The following is a 15,352-nucleotide window of genomic DNA, read 5'->3' on the forward strand; positions in this document are numbered from 1 at the left end:
ATTGATATAAACGATTCGTTTTAGCCTAGCCCAGCCTGAAATAGGTTGGGCTTTTTTGATCTTGTTAGATTAGATAAGTGGGTAGTGAGATAAAGAAGGTATGGGGTTGAACTTAGATTGCGATTTGAACATCCAACTCAATTGGTGTCGGCATAGCTAAAAAGTAGCCCTGATACATATCAAATCCTACTGTTTGCATTAGCTCTAGCTGTTGTTGAGTCTCAATACCTTCGATTACGGTCTGCGCATTGATTGATTTAGCTAGCGCTAGAACATCATGAATAGGCTTTGCATTACCTTGTTCAAACTCCAGCATCAATGAACGGTCAACCTTAATAATATGCGGGGTAATGTGACGGACTCTTCCTTCATTTGAGGCTTGAGTGCCGTAGTCGTCAACGGCAACCTTGAAACCATTCTCTGCAAGAGAACCTGCTGCTTCTTTGAGCCTCTCCTCGCTGTCTGCGGTCAGTTCAACTAGCTCCATTACAATCTGTTCGGGCGACAGGTTAAGTTCAACTAAGCGTTTGGCCAGCAGACTATCACTGACATTGGAGTTAGCAAACAACTCACCAACATTGGGTAGTACATTAAGGAAAAGCTGAAGGTGACGAGACGTGGACTGCGCAAAGTTACGAACGTGAATGACGCGGCTCAAGCGCTCTACATTGATTTTGTCGTCAATGGATGTTTCATCAGAGTGTAAGTAGTGATCTGGTCTGATAGTTTGCTCGTCTTGATCAGTAATTCGAACTAATGCTTCAACACCGATTTGCTCCATTTTTGCGTTGAAAATGGGCTGATAAACACTTCTTAAAGTAAGGTTTTGGTAATTAGCAATAAACTGCATCCGATCATCAACAGAGATGCATTTAACGAATTCACTACGGTCAGATAAAATCATACTTAATTAAAGATAATCCATTAAAGGGATAAATAATTCCTTGTGTCACAATATTGACATGCGTGGATAAATTGTCAATTAATAAAAGAAGCATTAACGCGATCCATATATAAATAAAAACAATTTAACATTATAAATTGCGGAGAATTATATTTATTCGGTTGAATTATGAATTGCATCTGTGTGATTTGCTGAGTAAATGTTAGTCAGTTAATGTGTTATGCATCGCAATGCTTGAGTTAGGTTTAATATATTTCGATCGCATATCGTGATACCAATCAAAATACCATTTCCCTGTTGATCTCTGACTCAATATCAAACTTTTAGAAATAGAATGAAATAGCCCATACTAAAGTGTTAGTTATTCCGAGAAAATAAAATTGAAATAAATCAACGATATATTTACTAGATATAAACGAACAAACTAATAGTTTTTATAGTGACTGGTGTATTTCTTTGCTTTATGAGCTTAGATGAGTATTTAATTCTGAAGTTACAACTAAACCCATTGCATAACCGCGTACAGCTGAATGTACTTGCGTACTAATTGTTGATTGTTTGAACGTTTTAATGGATGCCCAAATTTGATGAAGCAAGGGGTTATGCCAAAGTTGATATTCAAATCTGAAGCGAACTGTGAATCACTTTCTTGTAAGGTTATGCCTTGTTGGCTGTACTCAGTAATTTCGTCCGGCAATTCACCCATCCACCAATGCAACAGTTCGCGACTGTGCTTGCTGCGACTTATCCAATGGTCAGAAACAATGATGAGTAGGTCATTGGGTTGGATTGCGTAACCGTATTCGCCGAGCCAATGATGAACATCGACCAGAAGTTTCTTACGACAAGTTTTACCAGCACTCACCATATGGTGACTGATGACCCATACCGTACCAATTTCAGACGATATACGAAAATGTCGTGCCGTTTCATTAAGTGGCAGCATATCGAGTGGGTGAATCATACTCTCGTGATCAAAACTAAGTAGTGTGTGCTGCATTCGTCGTGCAAATGCCTTACCAATATGGTGCTCACTGATTCCTTGATTGTGAACGGTAGGGTAGTGATGTTCGCACAACTTCAGGCAATCCTCTTGGAAGAGGTTGATGCTCTGTATCACGAGATCTAATAACAATGAATGTCCTTATACATGGCTACAATGTTGATAACTGAATAGTAAGGTAATGACTGTGTAATTTGCCAACAACAATGGCTCAGTTCTTGATCGCTTTATCAAAATTAAGCTGTGTGTCGATTTTTATGTTGTAAGCGTGCTAATGGCGTTTAACATTTATAAATAACAATATTTAGAAAGACTTACGAGGAAGTGATGACCATAGAGTTAGACAGAAAACAAAAGACTGAAATGACCGAAGTACTGCAACGCTACTTGCAAGATGAGCTCGATGTCGAGATAGGCCAATTTGACGCGGACTTTCTTGTTGATTTTATCAGCAAAAAATTTGGTGCTGTCTATTACAACAAGGGAATCGAGGACGCGCAAAAGGTGATGGAGCGTAAGATGCTCGACATTAGCGATGAACTTTACGAGATAGAGCAGGTCGTTGAGTTATAAGTAAAATCATCTTGTTCAAATTATTCGAACATGTTGTTTGAGTTTTAGTTATGTCATTTATGTAAAGCTAGGTAAATAATATGTTTCAACAACACAGAGTAATGTACGCTCTTCATACTATACCAACTGCAACCTTTTGGAATGAAACATGAGTAATAATGTAAAGAACTACAATCCAATAGCTAGACTGTTGCACTGGGTTTCAGCACTGACAATTTTTGGATTATTCGGTGTTGGCCTGTGGATGGTTGACCTCTCTTACTACAGCGAGTGGTATAAAACGGCGCCTGATTGGCATCGTTCAATCGGTATTATTTTGGCTGCTGTGACCCTATTCAGATTGATCTGGAAAACAGTGACAGTGTCACCAAGTGTTGAAGGTAAAAGTTATGAAGTGGTGGCGGCGAAGGCTGCACACGGCTTCATGTATCTAAATCTGTTGGCTCTATTTGTGTCTGGCTACTTGATCTCAACATCAGATGGTCGTGGCATAGATGTTTTCAACTGGTTCACTGTTCCAAGTATGGGAGAGTTATTTGCTAACCAATCCGACTTGGCAGGAACCGTACACTACTATGCAGCTTGGGTACTGATTGTATTGGCATCAGTTCACGCACTGGCTGCGATTAAACACCACATTATCGACAAAGACGATACGCTACGAAAAATGATAGGAGCATCAAAATGAAAAAATCAATTATCGCTACAGGACTAGCCTTTGCTATGGCAATGCCTTTCGCTGCGAACGCTGCTGATTACGTGATTGATACAAAAGGCGCACACGCGTCTGTTAACTTCAAAGTGAGCCACCTTGGTTACAGCTTTATTAAAGGACGTTTCAACACATTTTCTGGTGACTTCTCATTTGATGAAAGCAACGTAGAAGCGTCTAAAGTGAACGTTGTGGTTGATACTACAAGCCTTGACTCAAACCACGCTGAGCGTGACAAGCACATCCGTAGCGGTGACTTTATCGATGCAGGTAAATTCTCTGAAGCGACATTCAACAGCACAAAAGTGGTTGATAACGGTGATGGTAAACTGGCTGTAATGGGTGAGCTAACTCTGCACGGTGTGACTAAACCAATCACGATCGATGCTGAGTTCATCGGTGCTGGTCAAGACCCATGGGGTGGTGAGCGTGCAGGTTTCATCGGTACAACTCGTCTAGAGCTTGCTGACTTCGATATTAAAGTCATGGGCGCTTCTAGCTACGTTGACATGGAACTTCACGTAGAAGGCATCAAGAAGTAAGTCGAATAGACTAACCTCTGTCTCATACATACAGAAAGGCGCAAAGCAGATGCTTAGCGCCTTTTTCGTTATTAAGCCATGAGTCTTTTTGATTGGTGTTATCTTGCGTATTGAATAGAGTTATCCAAACTGTATCACTTCAATCGAGACATCTTTTCTAGCCACACGCTGTTATCACGTGTTTTGTTTATCAGAGGTTATGCCGTTTCTAGTTCTGTCTCTTTTACTACGTTTAGGCGGTCACCGTATATAGGGCGAAGCGCTTGCATCACTTCAGCGCGAGTTAGAACACCCACCATCGTGCCGTTTTCAAGAACTGGAAGCATGTGTGGTTGGCTCACTTTCATCGCCTTCGCACGTTCTTCTAAAGAAAGTGTGGTAAAGCGAGTTGCAATGCCCATGCTAGATGTTGGGTATAGCTGCTCTTTGTCGATGCAAAGGAATTCCGCGACGTCCACAAGCTTGTCATTGGCGTCAATCGCTACTACATCGCGGCTCATTAAATCGACAACCTTCTGACCAGCGGTTGGGATGTAGTCTTGGCACCAAAGGTCGACCATTACGTCATGAATTGAGAATACACCCACTAAGCGACCTTCTAAATCACACACTGGCGCGCTTACTTGTTGTGCGTCTAGCAGAGTGTCGATAGCAACAGCAGTTGGCATTTCAACAGATAGAGTCGTCGGGTTCGTGTTCATGATTGTTTTGATGATTGTGTTCGTGTTCATAGTAGTTTCCTTAACTGACGTAATTTGAGTTGCTTGTGTTATTGCTGTTATTTTTGCCGCTTTAAGCTGCGGTCTGCGGTAGATGCTCCAATTCGCTAAGCCTACGAGAACAGAGCCACCAACGATGTTGCCGAGTGTCACTGGTAGTAAGTTTGCAGTGACGAATTGCATGACATTGAGGTCGGCATACTGAGTAGATGTCATGCCTATTTGTGTCCAAAAGCTTTCTGGTGCGAAGTTTTGAATCACAATACCCAGTGGCACCATAAACATGTTTGCCACGCAGTGCTCAAAGCCTGTGCTAACGAACATGGCAACAGGTAGTACCGTCATCATTGCTTTTGTCATGGCATTGGCAGAGCTAAAGGTTAGCCAAATCGCTAAACAAACCAGTAGGTTACAAAGCACACCTAATGCAAATGCTTGAATCGGACTGTGGTGGAGTTTGTGTTGCGCGATATTGAGCGCGTTCAGTCCCCATTGGCCGCCGTCGAGTTGATAAAGCCCTGCGGCACTTACCAGAGCAAGTAGGAACATCGCACCAATAAAGTTACCTACATACACTTTTCCCCAAATCGACAGCATCTTGCCAAAGGTGATCTGCTTGTTTGCCCAGGAGATGCTAGATAACACCGAGCTGGTAAACAGTTCACCGCCACAGATGACGATTAAGATAAGTCCCATACTGAAGGCAAGACCGCCAGCTAAGCGGCTCAAACCCCAACCGGCGTCGGCACTGCCGGTGGTAACTGTGATATAGAATAGGAAAGCGAGTCCGATGAATGCGCCAGCCATAATCGCAAGACTCATCGTCATGCTGCTGGTTTTATTCGCTTTACTGAGTGCAAATTTCTCCGCTTCAGCCATCATTTCTGTTGGCGAAAACAGTTGGTGATTATCAGAAGTGCTGGTCGCCATACCCCCTCCTTGAACAATCCGTCATAAGTGATTCCTAGTGTTAATACCTAAGTGAATGTTGAATATCGCAGCCACTAAATCGTTGCTGCCCATTCAGATTACGAGTGCTGGGGGTACAGGTAAAATTGATAATATTTAAAAACCACATCAGAAATATTGATATAGAAAAATGACAGGGTACAATGAAACCGATTGCTCAAAGGCTTTATAAAAAAAGAGCGTCGGAATACAGATAATTACAAGAAATTAAGGAAGAAATTTGCGTTATTCATTGAAGCAGCTTGCCGTCTTTGACGCCGTTGCAGATTCCGGAAGTGTAAGCCAAGCGGCGGATAAGCTTGCACTGACTCAGTCGGCTACCAGTATGTCACTCGCTCAACTTGAAAAGATGTTAGGCAGGCCCTTGTTTGAACGGCAGGGGAAGCAGATGGCGTTAACCCATTGGGGTATGTGGTTGAGACCTAAAGCAAAACGCCTTCTTCAAGATGCACAACAGATAGAAATGGGTTTCTACGAACAGCATCTTCTTAGTGGTGAACTACGTCTTGGCGCTAGCCAAACCCCTGCGGAACACTTGGTTCCAGACCTCATCAGTATTATTGATAACGACTTTCCAGAGATGCGCATATCACTTGGCGTGCAAAGTACTCAGTCGGTTATTGAAGGCGTTCTTGATTATCAATATGACTTAGGTGTCATTGAAGGGCGCTGTGATGACAACCGAATTCACCAAGAAGTGTGGTGTACAGACCACCTCACCGTTGTTGCCTCGGCACATCACCCATTTGCCAAGCGTGAAAGAGTGAGTTTGGCTCAACTTGAGCAAGCGAAATGGGTACTTCGAGAACATGGATCAGGTACTCGCAAAGTTTTTGATAGCTCTATTCATCATTTAATTGCCGATTTAGACGTTTGGCGAGAGTACGAGCACGTACCTGTGTTGAGAAGTTTGGTGGCAAATGGACCTTACCTAACTTGTTTACCATATCTTGATGTTGAGCGCTTTATCGAATCGGGTCAGTTAGTTACTTTGAATGTGCCTGAATTAGAAATGGAGAGAACGCTCTCATTTATCTGGCGTGCAGATATGGCCGAAAACCCGTTAGCTGAGTGCATTAAGCGTGAAGGAAAACGCATGATGAAGAGTCGTCCTTCCGTTCTATAACCACTTTTCTGCTCTTTTCTTAATACCGATATCTGTTGAATAAGCGATATCGGTCTCTATCTACTGATAAAGCGTCACTTTCATACATTGTAATTGTGACCTAGATCGTCCGTTTTCTTTGTTAGTTACCATACTATGCTTACTTGATTTCTAGTGAGGCTGAACATTTTAGTGCTAAACGGGCGCTGTGAGTTCAGAAATAGTATGAGTACATTAGTCGCGATTTCGTTAACAACAGGTATTTTGTCAGGTCTTTGGGGCTGGATTGCTATCTCTTTTGGTTTGCTCTCATGGGCTGGCTTTTTAGGGTGCACCAGTTATTTCGCATCACCTACCGATGGTGTGAAAGGGCTGCTGAGCAGCTTACTCACTAACATGACAGGCGTATTCTGGGCAATGGTTATCATTCATGGCTCTACTTTTGCTGGTTTAGAGATCCTAGGCTACGTAATCACTGCTATTGTCGCTTTCTTCATGTGTATTCAAGCAAAACAGACCTGGTTAGCTTACATTCCAGGGACCTTTATCGGTTCTTGTGCAACGTTTGCCGCTGCCGGTGATTGGCAACTAGTCGTGCCTTCACTACTGCTAGGTGGTGTGTTTGGTTACTTGATGAAGACGAGTGGCGTATGGCTTCACGAAAAATCATCTCAATCTTCTCCAAAGGCAGAACAGCACGCCAACCGCGTTGAAGCGTAAGTTATTGAAAAAGTAATTGTAGGTTTCAGTGGTGTTGTCGGATTGGATATGTCCCTGTGAAAGATAACCCCCAATTAATTTGTATAGACTTTTTATACAGGCACACCACTTGGTGTGCCTTTTTTCTTTTTGAGACGGAAGAAGAGTTAAATTGTAAGAGCTATGTGTTGCCGTTGGCCATGGTAATGACTCGTTTAAGTGTCCAGCGAAGCAGTAGAGGAATGCACTCAAGACCTCGATTTTCACAGTGTGAGACAATAGCAAGCGCCAGATCAGGCTTAGCGTGTTTCTTCAACACTCGAGCCACGACTTTCTTTGGCGGAATAGGGTGATCGTAAGGGATCTTAACCATATCTCTAAAGAAGCTCTCAAAGCCATTCATATAAAGGTAGTGTTCGATGTCCTTCTCTGGTAACTCTGTGAGTCGGTGCCGAGGTTGGTCATTATCAAGTTTCGCGAGTACAGTCGCAGCGTATTTCTTACCAGCCGCATCGCCATCCGTCACGACATGCCAATCTATACCAAACTCTTTAGCTACCTTAATCAGCGCTTTTAACCCAGATTGGGCGAATTCAATAATCTGCACACCTTCTGCCGCTAAGTTATAGCCGCATTGATTCGCTAACTCATTAAACAACCAGACTTCCGTCTCTCCTTCCACTAACAACCAACAGCGAGCGAACAAGGCACCCGAGCGATGAAAACGAATATGGAAACCAATGCGGCGCAGTTCGTCTTTACTAAAGTGAGAGATGTTTAATTGATTAGCGATGGTTTTGTCTGACTGACGCACTAGACGACGAATTGAGTGCAAAGGCACCGCTGCTAATAACTCACCACTGTTAGTCGTCAGGATTTTCTGCATCGGTAGTTTTTGCAACAAGCTCCATGCTCTAGCGAGGTGCGTTGGATGCAAACGACCCTCAGGATCCTCTAAGATCAAAAGTGGCCGCGCACAGCGTCTTAAGTCATTTGGCCCCTTGGCATGAAGATAAGCATTAAGTAAGCCCATAAACAGCAAACGTGTCTGTTTATTGTTGGTCTCTTCAACGAGTTCATGAATGCTCTTGTCGTTGATTCCCGTTGAATACATGAGTCCATCGCGTTGTTTGCGAGGGTTTTTACGTGAAACGCTTTTAAAAGAGAAATAGTGCTCAATTAGGCTCTGCATCGAATCTAAACTGCTGCGCATTTCGCCCTTATTAACATGGCCTGGTATCGCCATGAGTCGACGACAGGTATTATCGATACGCTTTTCAATCCGAGTCTGATGGCCGTTACCATTTCCATTGCCATTAAACGGACGATCAAAATGACGAGCATCTCGAAGGCGAATAACAGGGTGGAGTGTCATGAGTTCTTGAGCCAGCTTCTCTGAATGGTGCAGTTTAAGTGGATTACCGTCTAAATCGAGAAACGCATAGTGAGTCGTGGTTTCATACTGCTCTAGCGTTGCGCTGATTCGATAATAGATTCGATAAGTACCATGTTCATCTTGAACCCATATTGGCTTGAGTTTGCGATAACGCCCAGCATTCAACTCTGATTTATCATTTGCTTTTAGGGATAGCACAATCTGCAGGTGTTGCGATTGCGGGTGCGAGACGGAATAGTCTACATGAAAGTCTGTCATTTCGAATTGATAAGGCACGCCATCGGCGGGGAGTACAACAGACAAAGCATCAAGCAGTGAAGATTTACCCCATGTATTTTCACCGATTAACGTTGTGAGCTCATCGAATGCCAGTGACATCCGTTTGATACCTCTGAATCCAGAAATCTCGATTCGTTCTAATTGCATAGGCTTGCTCCTAACAAAAGATCTGCTAATGCTTTGAAAGCAAACAGATATCTATAATCATAATCGATCTTTTTGTGCTAGGTGTATTCTGTTGTCACAAAACAGAGTCTAAAGTTTAAACGAACCGAATGTGATTATTGATCTATCACGCGTATTTTTTTGCAGTGCTGTTTCATAAAATTCACGATTCTGTCATGATTCCCGACCTAGTATGAAGGGAAGAAGAGAGAGAACATATGACAAAAAAGAATAAGCCAGCGAAACTGGTATTGGCGCATATTAATGACACCCACTCATACTTTGAACCAACGTCATTACAACTATCACTAAAAGTGAATGAGCAAATCATAGAGCCTTATGTAAGCGCTGGTGGTTTTGCTCGCATCGCAACTCGATTCAAGCAGCTAAAAGAAGATGCCACTCGACAGGGCAAAGATACGCTGTTTCTCCACGCTGGGGACTGCTTCCAAGGGACGTTGTACTTTTCTTTGTTTAAGGGAAAAGCTAATGCGGACTTGTTGAATGCACTCAACATCGATGCAATGACACTAGGAAATCACGAACTCGATATGGGCAATGAACCTGTTGCCGAGTTTGCTAAACGCATTCAATTTCCTTTGTTGGCGGGTAACTGGAATTTATCGAATGAGGATATCAAGAAAACTCATACGTTAGCTGACAATAGCCAAGTCAAAGCATTCCTTCCTGATACGCGTAGCGCGAGCTACATCGTAAAAGAGTTTGATGGCGAGCCAGTCGCTATCTTCGGCCTTAGCATCGACCAAATGGGGTTGATTGCGAACCCAGATATCGACACACCGTTTGAGAACGCCATAGCTACGGCTAGAGCCACCATCGAGCAAATTCAGCAAGAAGGTATCAATAAGATCATTTTACTCAGTCACTTAGGTTATGAGGGTGATTTGGAAATGGCGAGTCAGGTAGATGGTATTGGACTTATTGTTGGAGGGCATAGCCACAGGTTACAGGGTGACTTTTCTGATATTGGATTGATTAAAGATGACGAGTATGGCGTAAAAATCAATGATACCTACGTCGTTCAAGCTGGCTTCCACTCTATGTCTTTAGGCCATTGTGAGATTGAATTTGATGAGTCTGGAAAAGTAGTGTGCTTCAATGGTCGAAATGAACTGCTTCTTGGCCGCCGTCTGTTTATCGATGCAAAACTCAGTGAAGTAGGTCAGGGGGGGGCTCACGACCTCGCTTGTGAGTACTTGAACAATCATCCTCATATCTCTGTATGTAAAAAAGACCAAGATATTCAGTTTATCTTAACCGACAAGTACCTTCCGCGAGTACGCCAGCTACAACAGCAAATTATCGCGACAGCAACGGATAAGCTACGTCATGTCCGGGTGCCTGATGCAAAAGGGCCAAGTGAGCTAGCGCCGCTTGTCGCTCAATCCTTCCACTATGCAATGAATCAACGTGGTTTGGATGTAGACTTTGCAATTCACAATGCTGGTGGTGTGCGTAATTCTCTAAACGCTGGTGATGTATCAGTCGCAGATATTGCCGGAAAGTTACTACCGTTTGCCGTACCGATAGGCACTTATCAAATTAATGGTGAAACCATTGCCGCTATGTTGGAAGGTGCAATTAATAATGCGCTTGATAATGGCGTCGTTGGCACAGGTTCAGGCAGTTTTCCTTATACCCATAATCTAAGATTTTGTTACCACGCAGAAGCACCGATAGGGCATCGAATTCATCATCTAGATATCTTTCGTAATGGTGATTGGCAACCTGTTGAGCGTCAACAGATGTATCGTGGCTCGTCATCTGCCTATACCATGAAAGGCAAAGAAGGCTATGACGCAGTGCTTAATATGCAGGGAGAAGGGACGGTGACTACGCTATCCATGGCGGACTGTTTTATTGAGTTTTTAAAAGCAAACCCAGAGGCGTTAAACACTCGTAACGCTCAGAACTGTTTGGTTTGTTATAAAAAAGTGCATTAATACTTTTTTGGTATCTTTTTTGCTAGATGTTTCGCAGTTGCTCTATTTGGCAGGAGACGAAACATGTGGAAGAAAGATTGGTTGGATGCGGTAGCCGTAGTAGGTTGGGTGTCGGTTTGGTCGGCGCTGGTTTACTTCGTACCTATTGCAGGACTGTAGGAAAGAACGTTAGAGATTAGTACGATCTATGGCTGACACCTGCAGTTAACAACGACAACAAACAAAAGGGGCTTTTTGCCTCTTTTTGTTTTTTTAGTGCAAATTTATATAGACGAAACACAAATTCGGGAATATTATCCACGCGTTTGGGGAGTAGTTAGCGCAAGTTTACGTATCGTCATCTCGTTAGGCCAAGTGTCTATCCGGTGCGTAAAGGTGAAATCCCATATTTCACTTCAACGAGACCAACGCAATCACAATCAAGTGCCATTTTGGACCTTGATCTGTTTTGTTTGCGGAAGGTCTTTGAACAGTTCTTCCGCCCGGAGGAATAATGAACTCAACTCAATCTCTTTTATCAACTCAGCAAGACGCGTTGTCAACGTCACCAGATGTGATGACTTACGTGGGCTTCTTCATACTGACGTTAGTATTAGTTTCTGTCGATATTTATCAGACTCGTGGTGGTAATGTCACCATTAAGAAAGCGACTGTGTGGAGCATCTTTTGGTTTTTGCTCGCATTCCTGTTTGCAGGCTCAATCTATCTGTTTTGGGAATTCTATGCGCCTCATAGCGACTACACGGCGGAGAAAGCAACGGTCTCGTTTATTACCGGCTATCTGTTAGAGAAATCGCTCAGCGTAGATAATCTGTTTGTTTTCGCGATGATCTTTGGTCAGTACCAAGTACCTGAGCATTTACGTCCTAGAGCGTTGCTATGGGGTGTGATTGGTGCACTTGTGTTACGCGCGGTTATGATCGCATTGGGCGCTCAGTTACTAGCACAATACCATTGGGTACTGTATGTGTTTGCAGCATTCCTTATCGCAACTGGTGTGAAATTGGCGCTTGATAAAGGCGAAGAGGAGAGCGTGAATACGCTACCTGAAAAGCTGTTACGTAAAGTGATGCCTGTGACCGAAGAGTTTCATGGCGCATCATTGATTGTGAAACAAGGCGTTAAGTGGATGATCACTCCGATGATGCTAGTTATTGGTGCGATTGCTGTCATGGATGTGATGTTCGCACTGGATTCAATCCCTGCAATCTTCGCTGTGACACAAGAACCGTTTTTGGTTTTGGCGGCTAACGTATTTGCGTTGTTAGGTCTTCGCTCGCTGTACTTTGTACTACAAGGCATGATGGATAAGTTCATCTACCTCAAACCAGCACTGGCGTTCATCATGGTATTTATTGGTATCAAGATGCTGCTGGTGGAAAGCGAATATGCGATTCCGACTTACTGGTCATTGGGTGTTTTGATCACCACCATGACAATCGCGGTTATAGCATCTATCTATGGAAATAAGTCAGACATAGAACAGACAAATTAAAGTCAAAATAACTTATCTAAATAGTGGTTATTTTCTCGAGGCCAAGCGAGCAAAGAATTTATTTATGTAAATTTTTTGTGACCTTGGCCTCTTTGTTTAGAGTCTAATTTGTACTAAATTCAAGTTTTAAGCGTAAATTTGAATTTAAATTCACTTTGTGTGAGTGCGTATTCTATACGGTTGTTAATGGTTTGTTTTATTAGAAAAACTTATCCGAACTTCTAGTTTTTGTCATTTTTTAACCTGCAAATAATCGCCTATTATTCTCACCAACAAGACGAAACACTTAAAAAATTTATAGAGAGGCAATCATGGCTCAAGCAATGCAAATGAATACTATCGCTGTTCCAAACTCTATGGATAAGAAGACCTACGCGGTTAACTTCAAAGGACTGATTGCACACATCATCGATATCCTGTTCGTTGATAACACTCCTCGCAGCTACTACGCAAGCGACCTTTCTGGTCACATGCAAAAAGATATCGGTATCTACCGTTAATCTTGCGAGATAAGAATTGATGAAAGCCAGCTCACGTAGCTGGCTTTTTTGTGTCTGAAAGGAAATTAATGACGACTCGGTCTTATCTATAACTTGGTGCACTTAATGCACGTGAGATAAGAAAGATCAGGAAAGGAGTCGTTATGAGTCGTATCTGCAAAAGTCATTGGCTAGGTATACCGCTTGCGCTGTGTTCAACGCCTATTCTTGCTGAAAGTTGGGAGCATAAAGGCCAACCTGCTCAAATTATCGAGTTATTCACATCAGAAGGCTGCTCGAGTTGTCCTCCGGCTGATGAGTATCTGAGTAAGATCGAAACCCACCCTGAACTCTGGCAAGAGGTAATCCCACTTGCATACCATGTCGACTATTGGAACTATCTAGGTTGGAGTGACAAATTCGCTAGCCAAGCTTTTAGTCAAAAACAGCGTTTGTATAAAGCTTATGGAGTTGTAAGCAGCGTTTATACACCCGGCTTCGTGGTCGATGGTAAAGAGTGGCGTGGTTACTTTAATTGGCTTGATCGTACATTGCCTTCGATGCAGCAAACCGATAAGCCCGCTTTGAGCCTAAACCGCTCGGATAATACCTTTAAAGTGAACTATGAAGGGGATGGCGACTATATTGCTCATATCGTCCTACTTGCGATGAACCAAGTAACTCAAGTGAAAGCGGGTGAGAATCGTGGCAGAGAGCTCGAACATGACTTCGTGGTGGTTTATAACGGCTTTCAACGTGGTGAGTCCAGTTGGGAGTTTGATATTGATTTTAGTCCACTTGTCGTTAAGCCGGATGCGGTAGCGGTGTGGCTCACCAAACCCAACTCGTATCAACCGGAACAAACCGTTGCCGGATGGTTTGATCAATGATGAGTTGGTAAGGTTCGATGCCCCATTTGATAAGATTTACCTGATAACTCGCGTTATTTGAGCTTGGATTTAGGTAATTACTAGGAAATCAGTACGGAAAGAGGCTTAAATGCGCTAGTATTGCGCGCTCTATTTTATCATTGAGTCTCTTCCATTAATGACTGATACCACAACAGCAACCAACTTCTCAGAGCTTGGTTTAATCTCGCCACTTGTTTCTCGCTTAACTGAGCTTGAGTACCAACAACCAACACTTATTCAAGCACAAGTGATTCCGAGTGTATTACAAGGCCGTGACCTTATTGCGGGCGCAAATACGGGTTCAGGCAAAACTGCAGCTTTTGCATTGCCGCTATTACAACAGGTTTTCCATGAAAGCCCGGTAAGCCGTGGTAAAGGAAACCATGTTTCAGGACTAATCTTGGTTCCAACCCGAGAATTGGCAAAGCAAGTATCAGACAGCGTAAAGTCATACGCTGTGCATTTTAATGGTGCGATTAAAACGGTTTGTGTATTTGGTGGTGTATCAGTAAATCGCCAGATGCAAGCCCTACGTGGTGGTGCTGATATTCTTGTTGCGACACCGGGTCGACTACTTGATTTGGTCTCTAGCAACGCAGTTAAATTGGATCGTGTAAAAACGCTGATCCTCGATGAAGCTGACCGAATGCTGAGTCTAGGTTTTACGGAAGAGCTAGACGCTATTCGTAAGTTGTTACCTACTAAAAAACAGACTTTGCTTTTCTCTGCTACGTTCCCAGAACAAGTACAAGCGCTGACTGAAGAACTACTTAACGAACCGCTTGAGGTTCAACTACAAAGCGCGAATGCAAGCACGCTTGTTCAGCGTGTATTTGAAGTCGAGAAGGGACGTAAGACCGCTTTACTTGCGCATTTGATCAAAGAGAACCAATGGCGACAAGCTCTAATTTTTGTCAACTCAAAAAATGGCTGTGAGCACCTAGCGGATAAACTGTACAAGCGCGGTATTATCGCGGAAGTCTTTCATGGTGATAAAGGTCAGGGCTCCCGTACACGCATTCTAGAAGACTTTAAGTTGGGTGAAATCGATGTACTTATCGCGACTGATATTGCGGCTCGTGGTCTGGACATTGAGAAGCTACCAGTTGTGATTAACTTCGATCTGCCGCGTAGCCCATCAGACTATATGCACCGCATCGGTCGAAGTGGTCGTGCAGGAGAGGTTGGTTTGGCGCTTTCTTTGATCGACCATGAAGACTACCACCACTTCAAGATCATCGAGAAGAAGAACAAGATTCGTCTGGATCGAGAGCAAGTAGAAGGGTTTGAAGTGGATGCAGAGGCGGTTGCAGAACTGATTGCAGCACTTAAACCAGTCGCGCCACCAGCGGGAACGGGTAAGAAGAAAAAGAAGAAAAAAGCAGCACAAAACAAAGATGTGTGGCTGAAAAATAGCTAGGTTTTGATACTAAAAAG

14 protein-coding genes are annotated in these 15,352 nt (G+C 43.2%); 10 read left to right on the forward strand and 4 right to left on the reverse strand.

Going from position 1 to position 15,352, the window contains the following annotated elements:
• Positions 1-112: 112 nt before the first annotated feature.
• Together AC6R05_RS12560 and AC6R05_RS12565 are read right to left on the reverse strand one after the other, a co-directional pair.
• Complete coding sequence (locus AC6R05_RS12560; RefSeq protein WP_084181917.1) at positions 113-850, reverse strand: EAL domain-containing protein; 738 nt, start codon at positions 848-850, stop codon at positions 113-115.
• 553 nt (positions 851-1,403) lie between these two features.
• Positions 1,404-2,039, reverse strand: coding sequence for a hypothetical protein (locus tag AC6R05_RS12565; protein ID WP_032552588.1), 636 nt, complete (start codon positions 2,037-2,039; stop codon positions 1,404-1,406).
• A 195-nt stretch (positions 2,040-2,234) separates the two neighbouring features.
• On the opposite strand from AC6R05_RS12565, the gene AC6R05_RS12570 reads away from it, so the two are divergent.
• From AC6R05_RS12570 to AC6R05_RS12580, 3 genes are all read left to right on the forward strand, one after another.
• On the forward strand, positions 2,235-2,480 hold the full coding sequence (locus AC6R05_RS12570) for a DUF2164 domain-containing protein (protein ID WP_285464677.1): 246 nt from the start codon (positions 2,235-2,237) through the stop codon (positions 2,478-2,480).
• 148 nt (positions 2,481-2,628) lie between these two features.
• Complete coding sequence (locus tag AC6R05_RS12575) at positions 2,629-3,168, forward strand: cytochrome b (RefSeq protein WP_152470617.1); 540 nt, start codon at positions 2,629-2,631, stop codon at positions 3,166-3,168.
• Positions 3,165-3,734, forward strand: coding sequence for a YceI family protein (locus AC6R05_RS12580; protein ID WP_500647553.1), 570 nt, complete (start codon positions 3,165-3,167; stop codon positions 3,732-3,734). The genes AC6R05_RS12575 and AC6R05_RS12580 overlap by 4 nt, the downstream gene beginning before the upstream one ends.
• A 197-nt stretch (positions 3,735-3,931) precedes the next feature.
• Here AC6R05_RS12580 and focA read toward each other — a convergent pair whose 3' ends face one another.
• Positions 3,932-5,383, reverse strand: coding sequence for a formate transporter FocA (focA, locus tag AC6R05_RS12585; protein WP_500647554.1), 1,452 nt, complete (start codon positions 5,381-5,383; stop codon positions 3,932-3,934).
• Positions 5,384-5,642: 259 nt separating this feature from the next.
• Here focA and AC6R05_RS12590 point away from each other — a divergent pair, with 259 nt between their 5' ends.
• Both AC6R05_RS12590 and AC6R05_RS12595 read left to right on the forward strand, forming a co-directional pair.
• The gene (locus tag AC6R05_RS12590; RefSeq protein ID WP_150869618.1) at positions 5,643-6,548 is read left to right on the forward strand and encodes a LysR substrate-binding domain-containing protein; all 906 of its coding nucleotides are present in this window, start codon (positions 5,643-5,645) and stop codon (positions 6,546-6,548) included.
• Positions 6,549-6,752: 204 nt separating this feature from the next.
• On the forward strand, positions 6,753-7,247 hold the full coding sequence (locus AC6R05_RS12595) for a DUF1097 domain-containing protein (RefSeq protein ID WP_032552582.1): 495 nt from the start codon (positions 6,753-6,755) through the stop codon (positions 7,245-7,247).
• Positions 7,248-7,407: 160 nt separating this feature from the next.
• Here AC6R05_RS12595 and AC6R05_RS12600 read toward each other — a convergent pair whose 3' ends face one another.
• Complete coding sequence (locus AC6R05_RS12600) at positions 7,408-9,048, reverse strand: ATP-dependent endonuclease (RefSeq protein ID WP_032552581.1); 1,641 nt, start codon at positions 9,046-9,048, stop codon at positions 7,408-7,410.
• 236 nt (positions 9,049-9,284) lie between these two features.
• On the opposite strand from AC6R05_RS12600, the gene AC6R05_RS12605 reads away from it, so the two are divergent.
• From AC6R05_RS12605 to AC6R05_RS12625, 5 genes are all read left to right on the forward strand, one after another.
• Positions 9,285-11,030: a bifunctional metallophosphatase/5'-nucleotidase gene (locus tag AC6R05_RS12605; RefSeq protein ID WP_500647555.1), complete on the forward strand. Its 1,746-nt coding sequence runs from the start codon at positions 9,285-9,287 to the stop codon at positions 11,028-11,030.
• Positions 11,031-11,523: 493 nt separating this feature from the next.
• Complete coding sequence (locus AC6R05_RS12610) at positions 11,524-12,525, forward strand: TerC/Alx family metal homeostasis membrane protein (RefSeq protein ID WP_500647556.1); 1,002 nt, start codon at positions 11,524-11,526, stop codon at positions 12,523-12,525.
• A gap of 311 nt (positions 12,526-12,836) precedes the next feature.
• Positions 12,837-13,025, forward strand: coding sequence for a hypothetical protein (locus AC6R05_RS12615; protein WP_032552577.1), 189 nt, complete (start codon positions 12,837-12,839; stop codon positions 13,023-13,025).
• A gap of 143 nt (positions 13,026-13,168) precedes the next feature.
• A complete protein-coding gene (locus AC6R05_RS12620) occupies positions 13,169-13,894 on the forward strand; it encodes a DUF1223 domain-containing protein (RefSeq protein ID WP_500647557.1) in 726 nt (241 codons plus the stop codon).
• 157 nt (positions 13,895-14,051) lie between these two features.
• Entirely contained in the window at positions 14,052-15,335 is a 1,284-nt protein-coding gene (locus AC6R05_RS12625; protein ID WP_500647558.1) for a DEAD/DEAH box helicase, read from the forward strand.
• Positions 15,336-15,352: the final 17 nt, after the last annotated feature.

The sequence above is a fragment of the Vibrio sp. R11-SG3-ISO9 genome, assembly GCF_059834255.1.

Bases quoted from the DNA above. Each gene is read 5' to 3' on its own strand.
- AC6R05_RS12595 (WP_032552582.1), top strand. From the start codon at position 6,753: ATGAGTACATTAGTCGCGATTTCGTTAACAACAGGTATTTTGTCAGGT.
- AC6R05_RS12610 (WP_500647556.1), top strand. From the start codon at position 11,524: ATGAACTCAACTCAATCTCTTTTATCAACTCAGCAAGACGCGTTGTCA.
- AC6R05_RS12580 (WP_500647553.1), top strand. From the start codon at position 3,165: ATGAAAAAATCAATTATCGCTACAGGACTAGCCTTTGCTATGGCAATG.
- AC6R05_RS12575 (WP_152470617.1), top strand. From the start codon at position 2,629: ATGAGTAATAATGTAAAGAACTACAATCCAATAGCTAGACTGTTGCAC.
- AC6R05_RS12570 (WP_285464677.1), top strand. From the start codon at position 2,235: ATGACCATAGAGTTAGACAGAAAACAAAAGACTGAAATGACCGAAGTA.
- AC6R05_RS12625 (WP_500647558.1), top strand. From the start codon at position 14,052: ATGACTGATACCACAACAGCAACCAACTTCTCAGAGCTTGGTTTAATC.
- AC6R05_RS12560 (WP_084181917.1), bottom strand. From the start codon at position 850: ATGCAGTTTATTGCTAATTACCAAAACCTTACTTTAAGAAGTGTTTAT.
- focA (WP_500647554.1), bottom strand. From the start codon at position 5,383: ATGGCGACCAGCACTTCTGATAATCACCAACTGTTTTCGCCAACAGAA.
- AC6R05_RS12605 (WP_500647555.1), top strand. From the start codon at position 9,285: ATGACAAAAAAGAATAAGCCAGCGAAACTGGTATTGGCGCATATTAAT.
- AC6R05_RS12600 (WP_032552581.1), bottom strand. From the start codon at position 9,048: ATGCAATTAGAACGAATCGAGATTTCTGGATTCAGAGGTATCAAACGG.
- AC6R05_RS12615 (WP_032552577.1), top strand. From the start codon at position 12,837: ATGGCTCAAGCAATGCAAATGAATACTATCGCTGTTCCAAACTCTATG.
- AC6R05_RS12620 (WP_500647557.1), top strand. From the start codon at position 13,169: ATGAGTCGTATCTGCAAAAGTCATTGGCTAGGTATACCGCTTGCGCTG.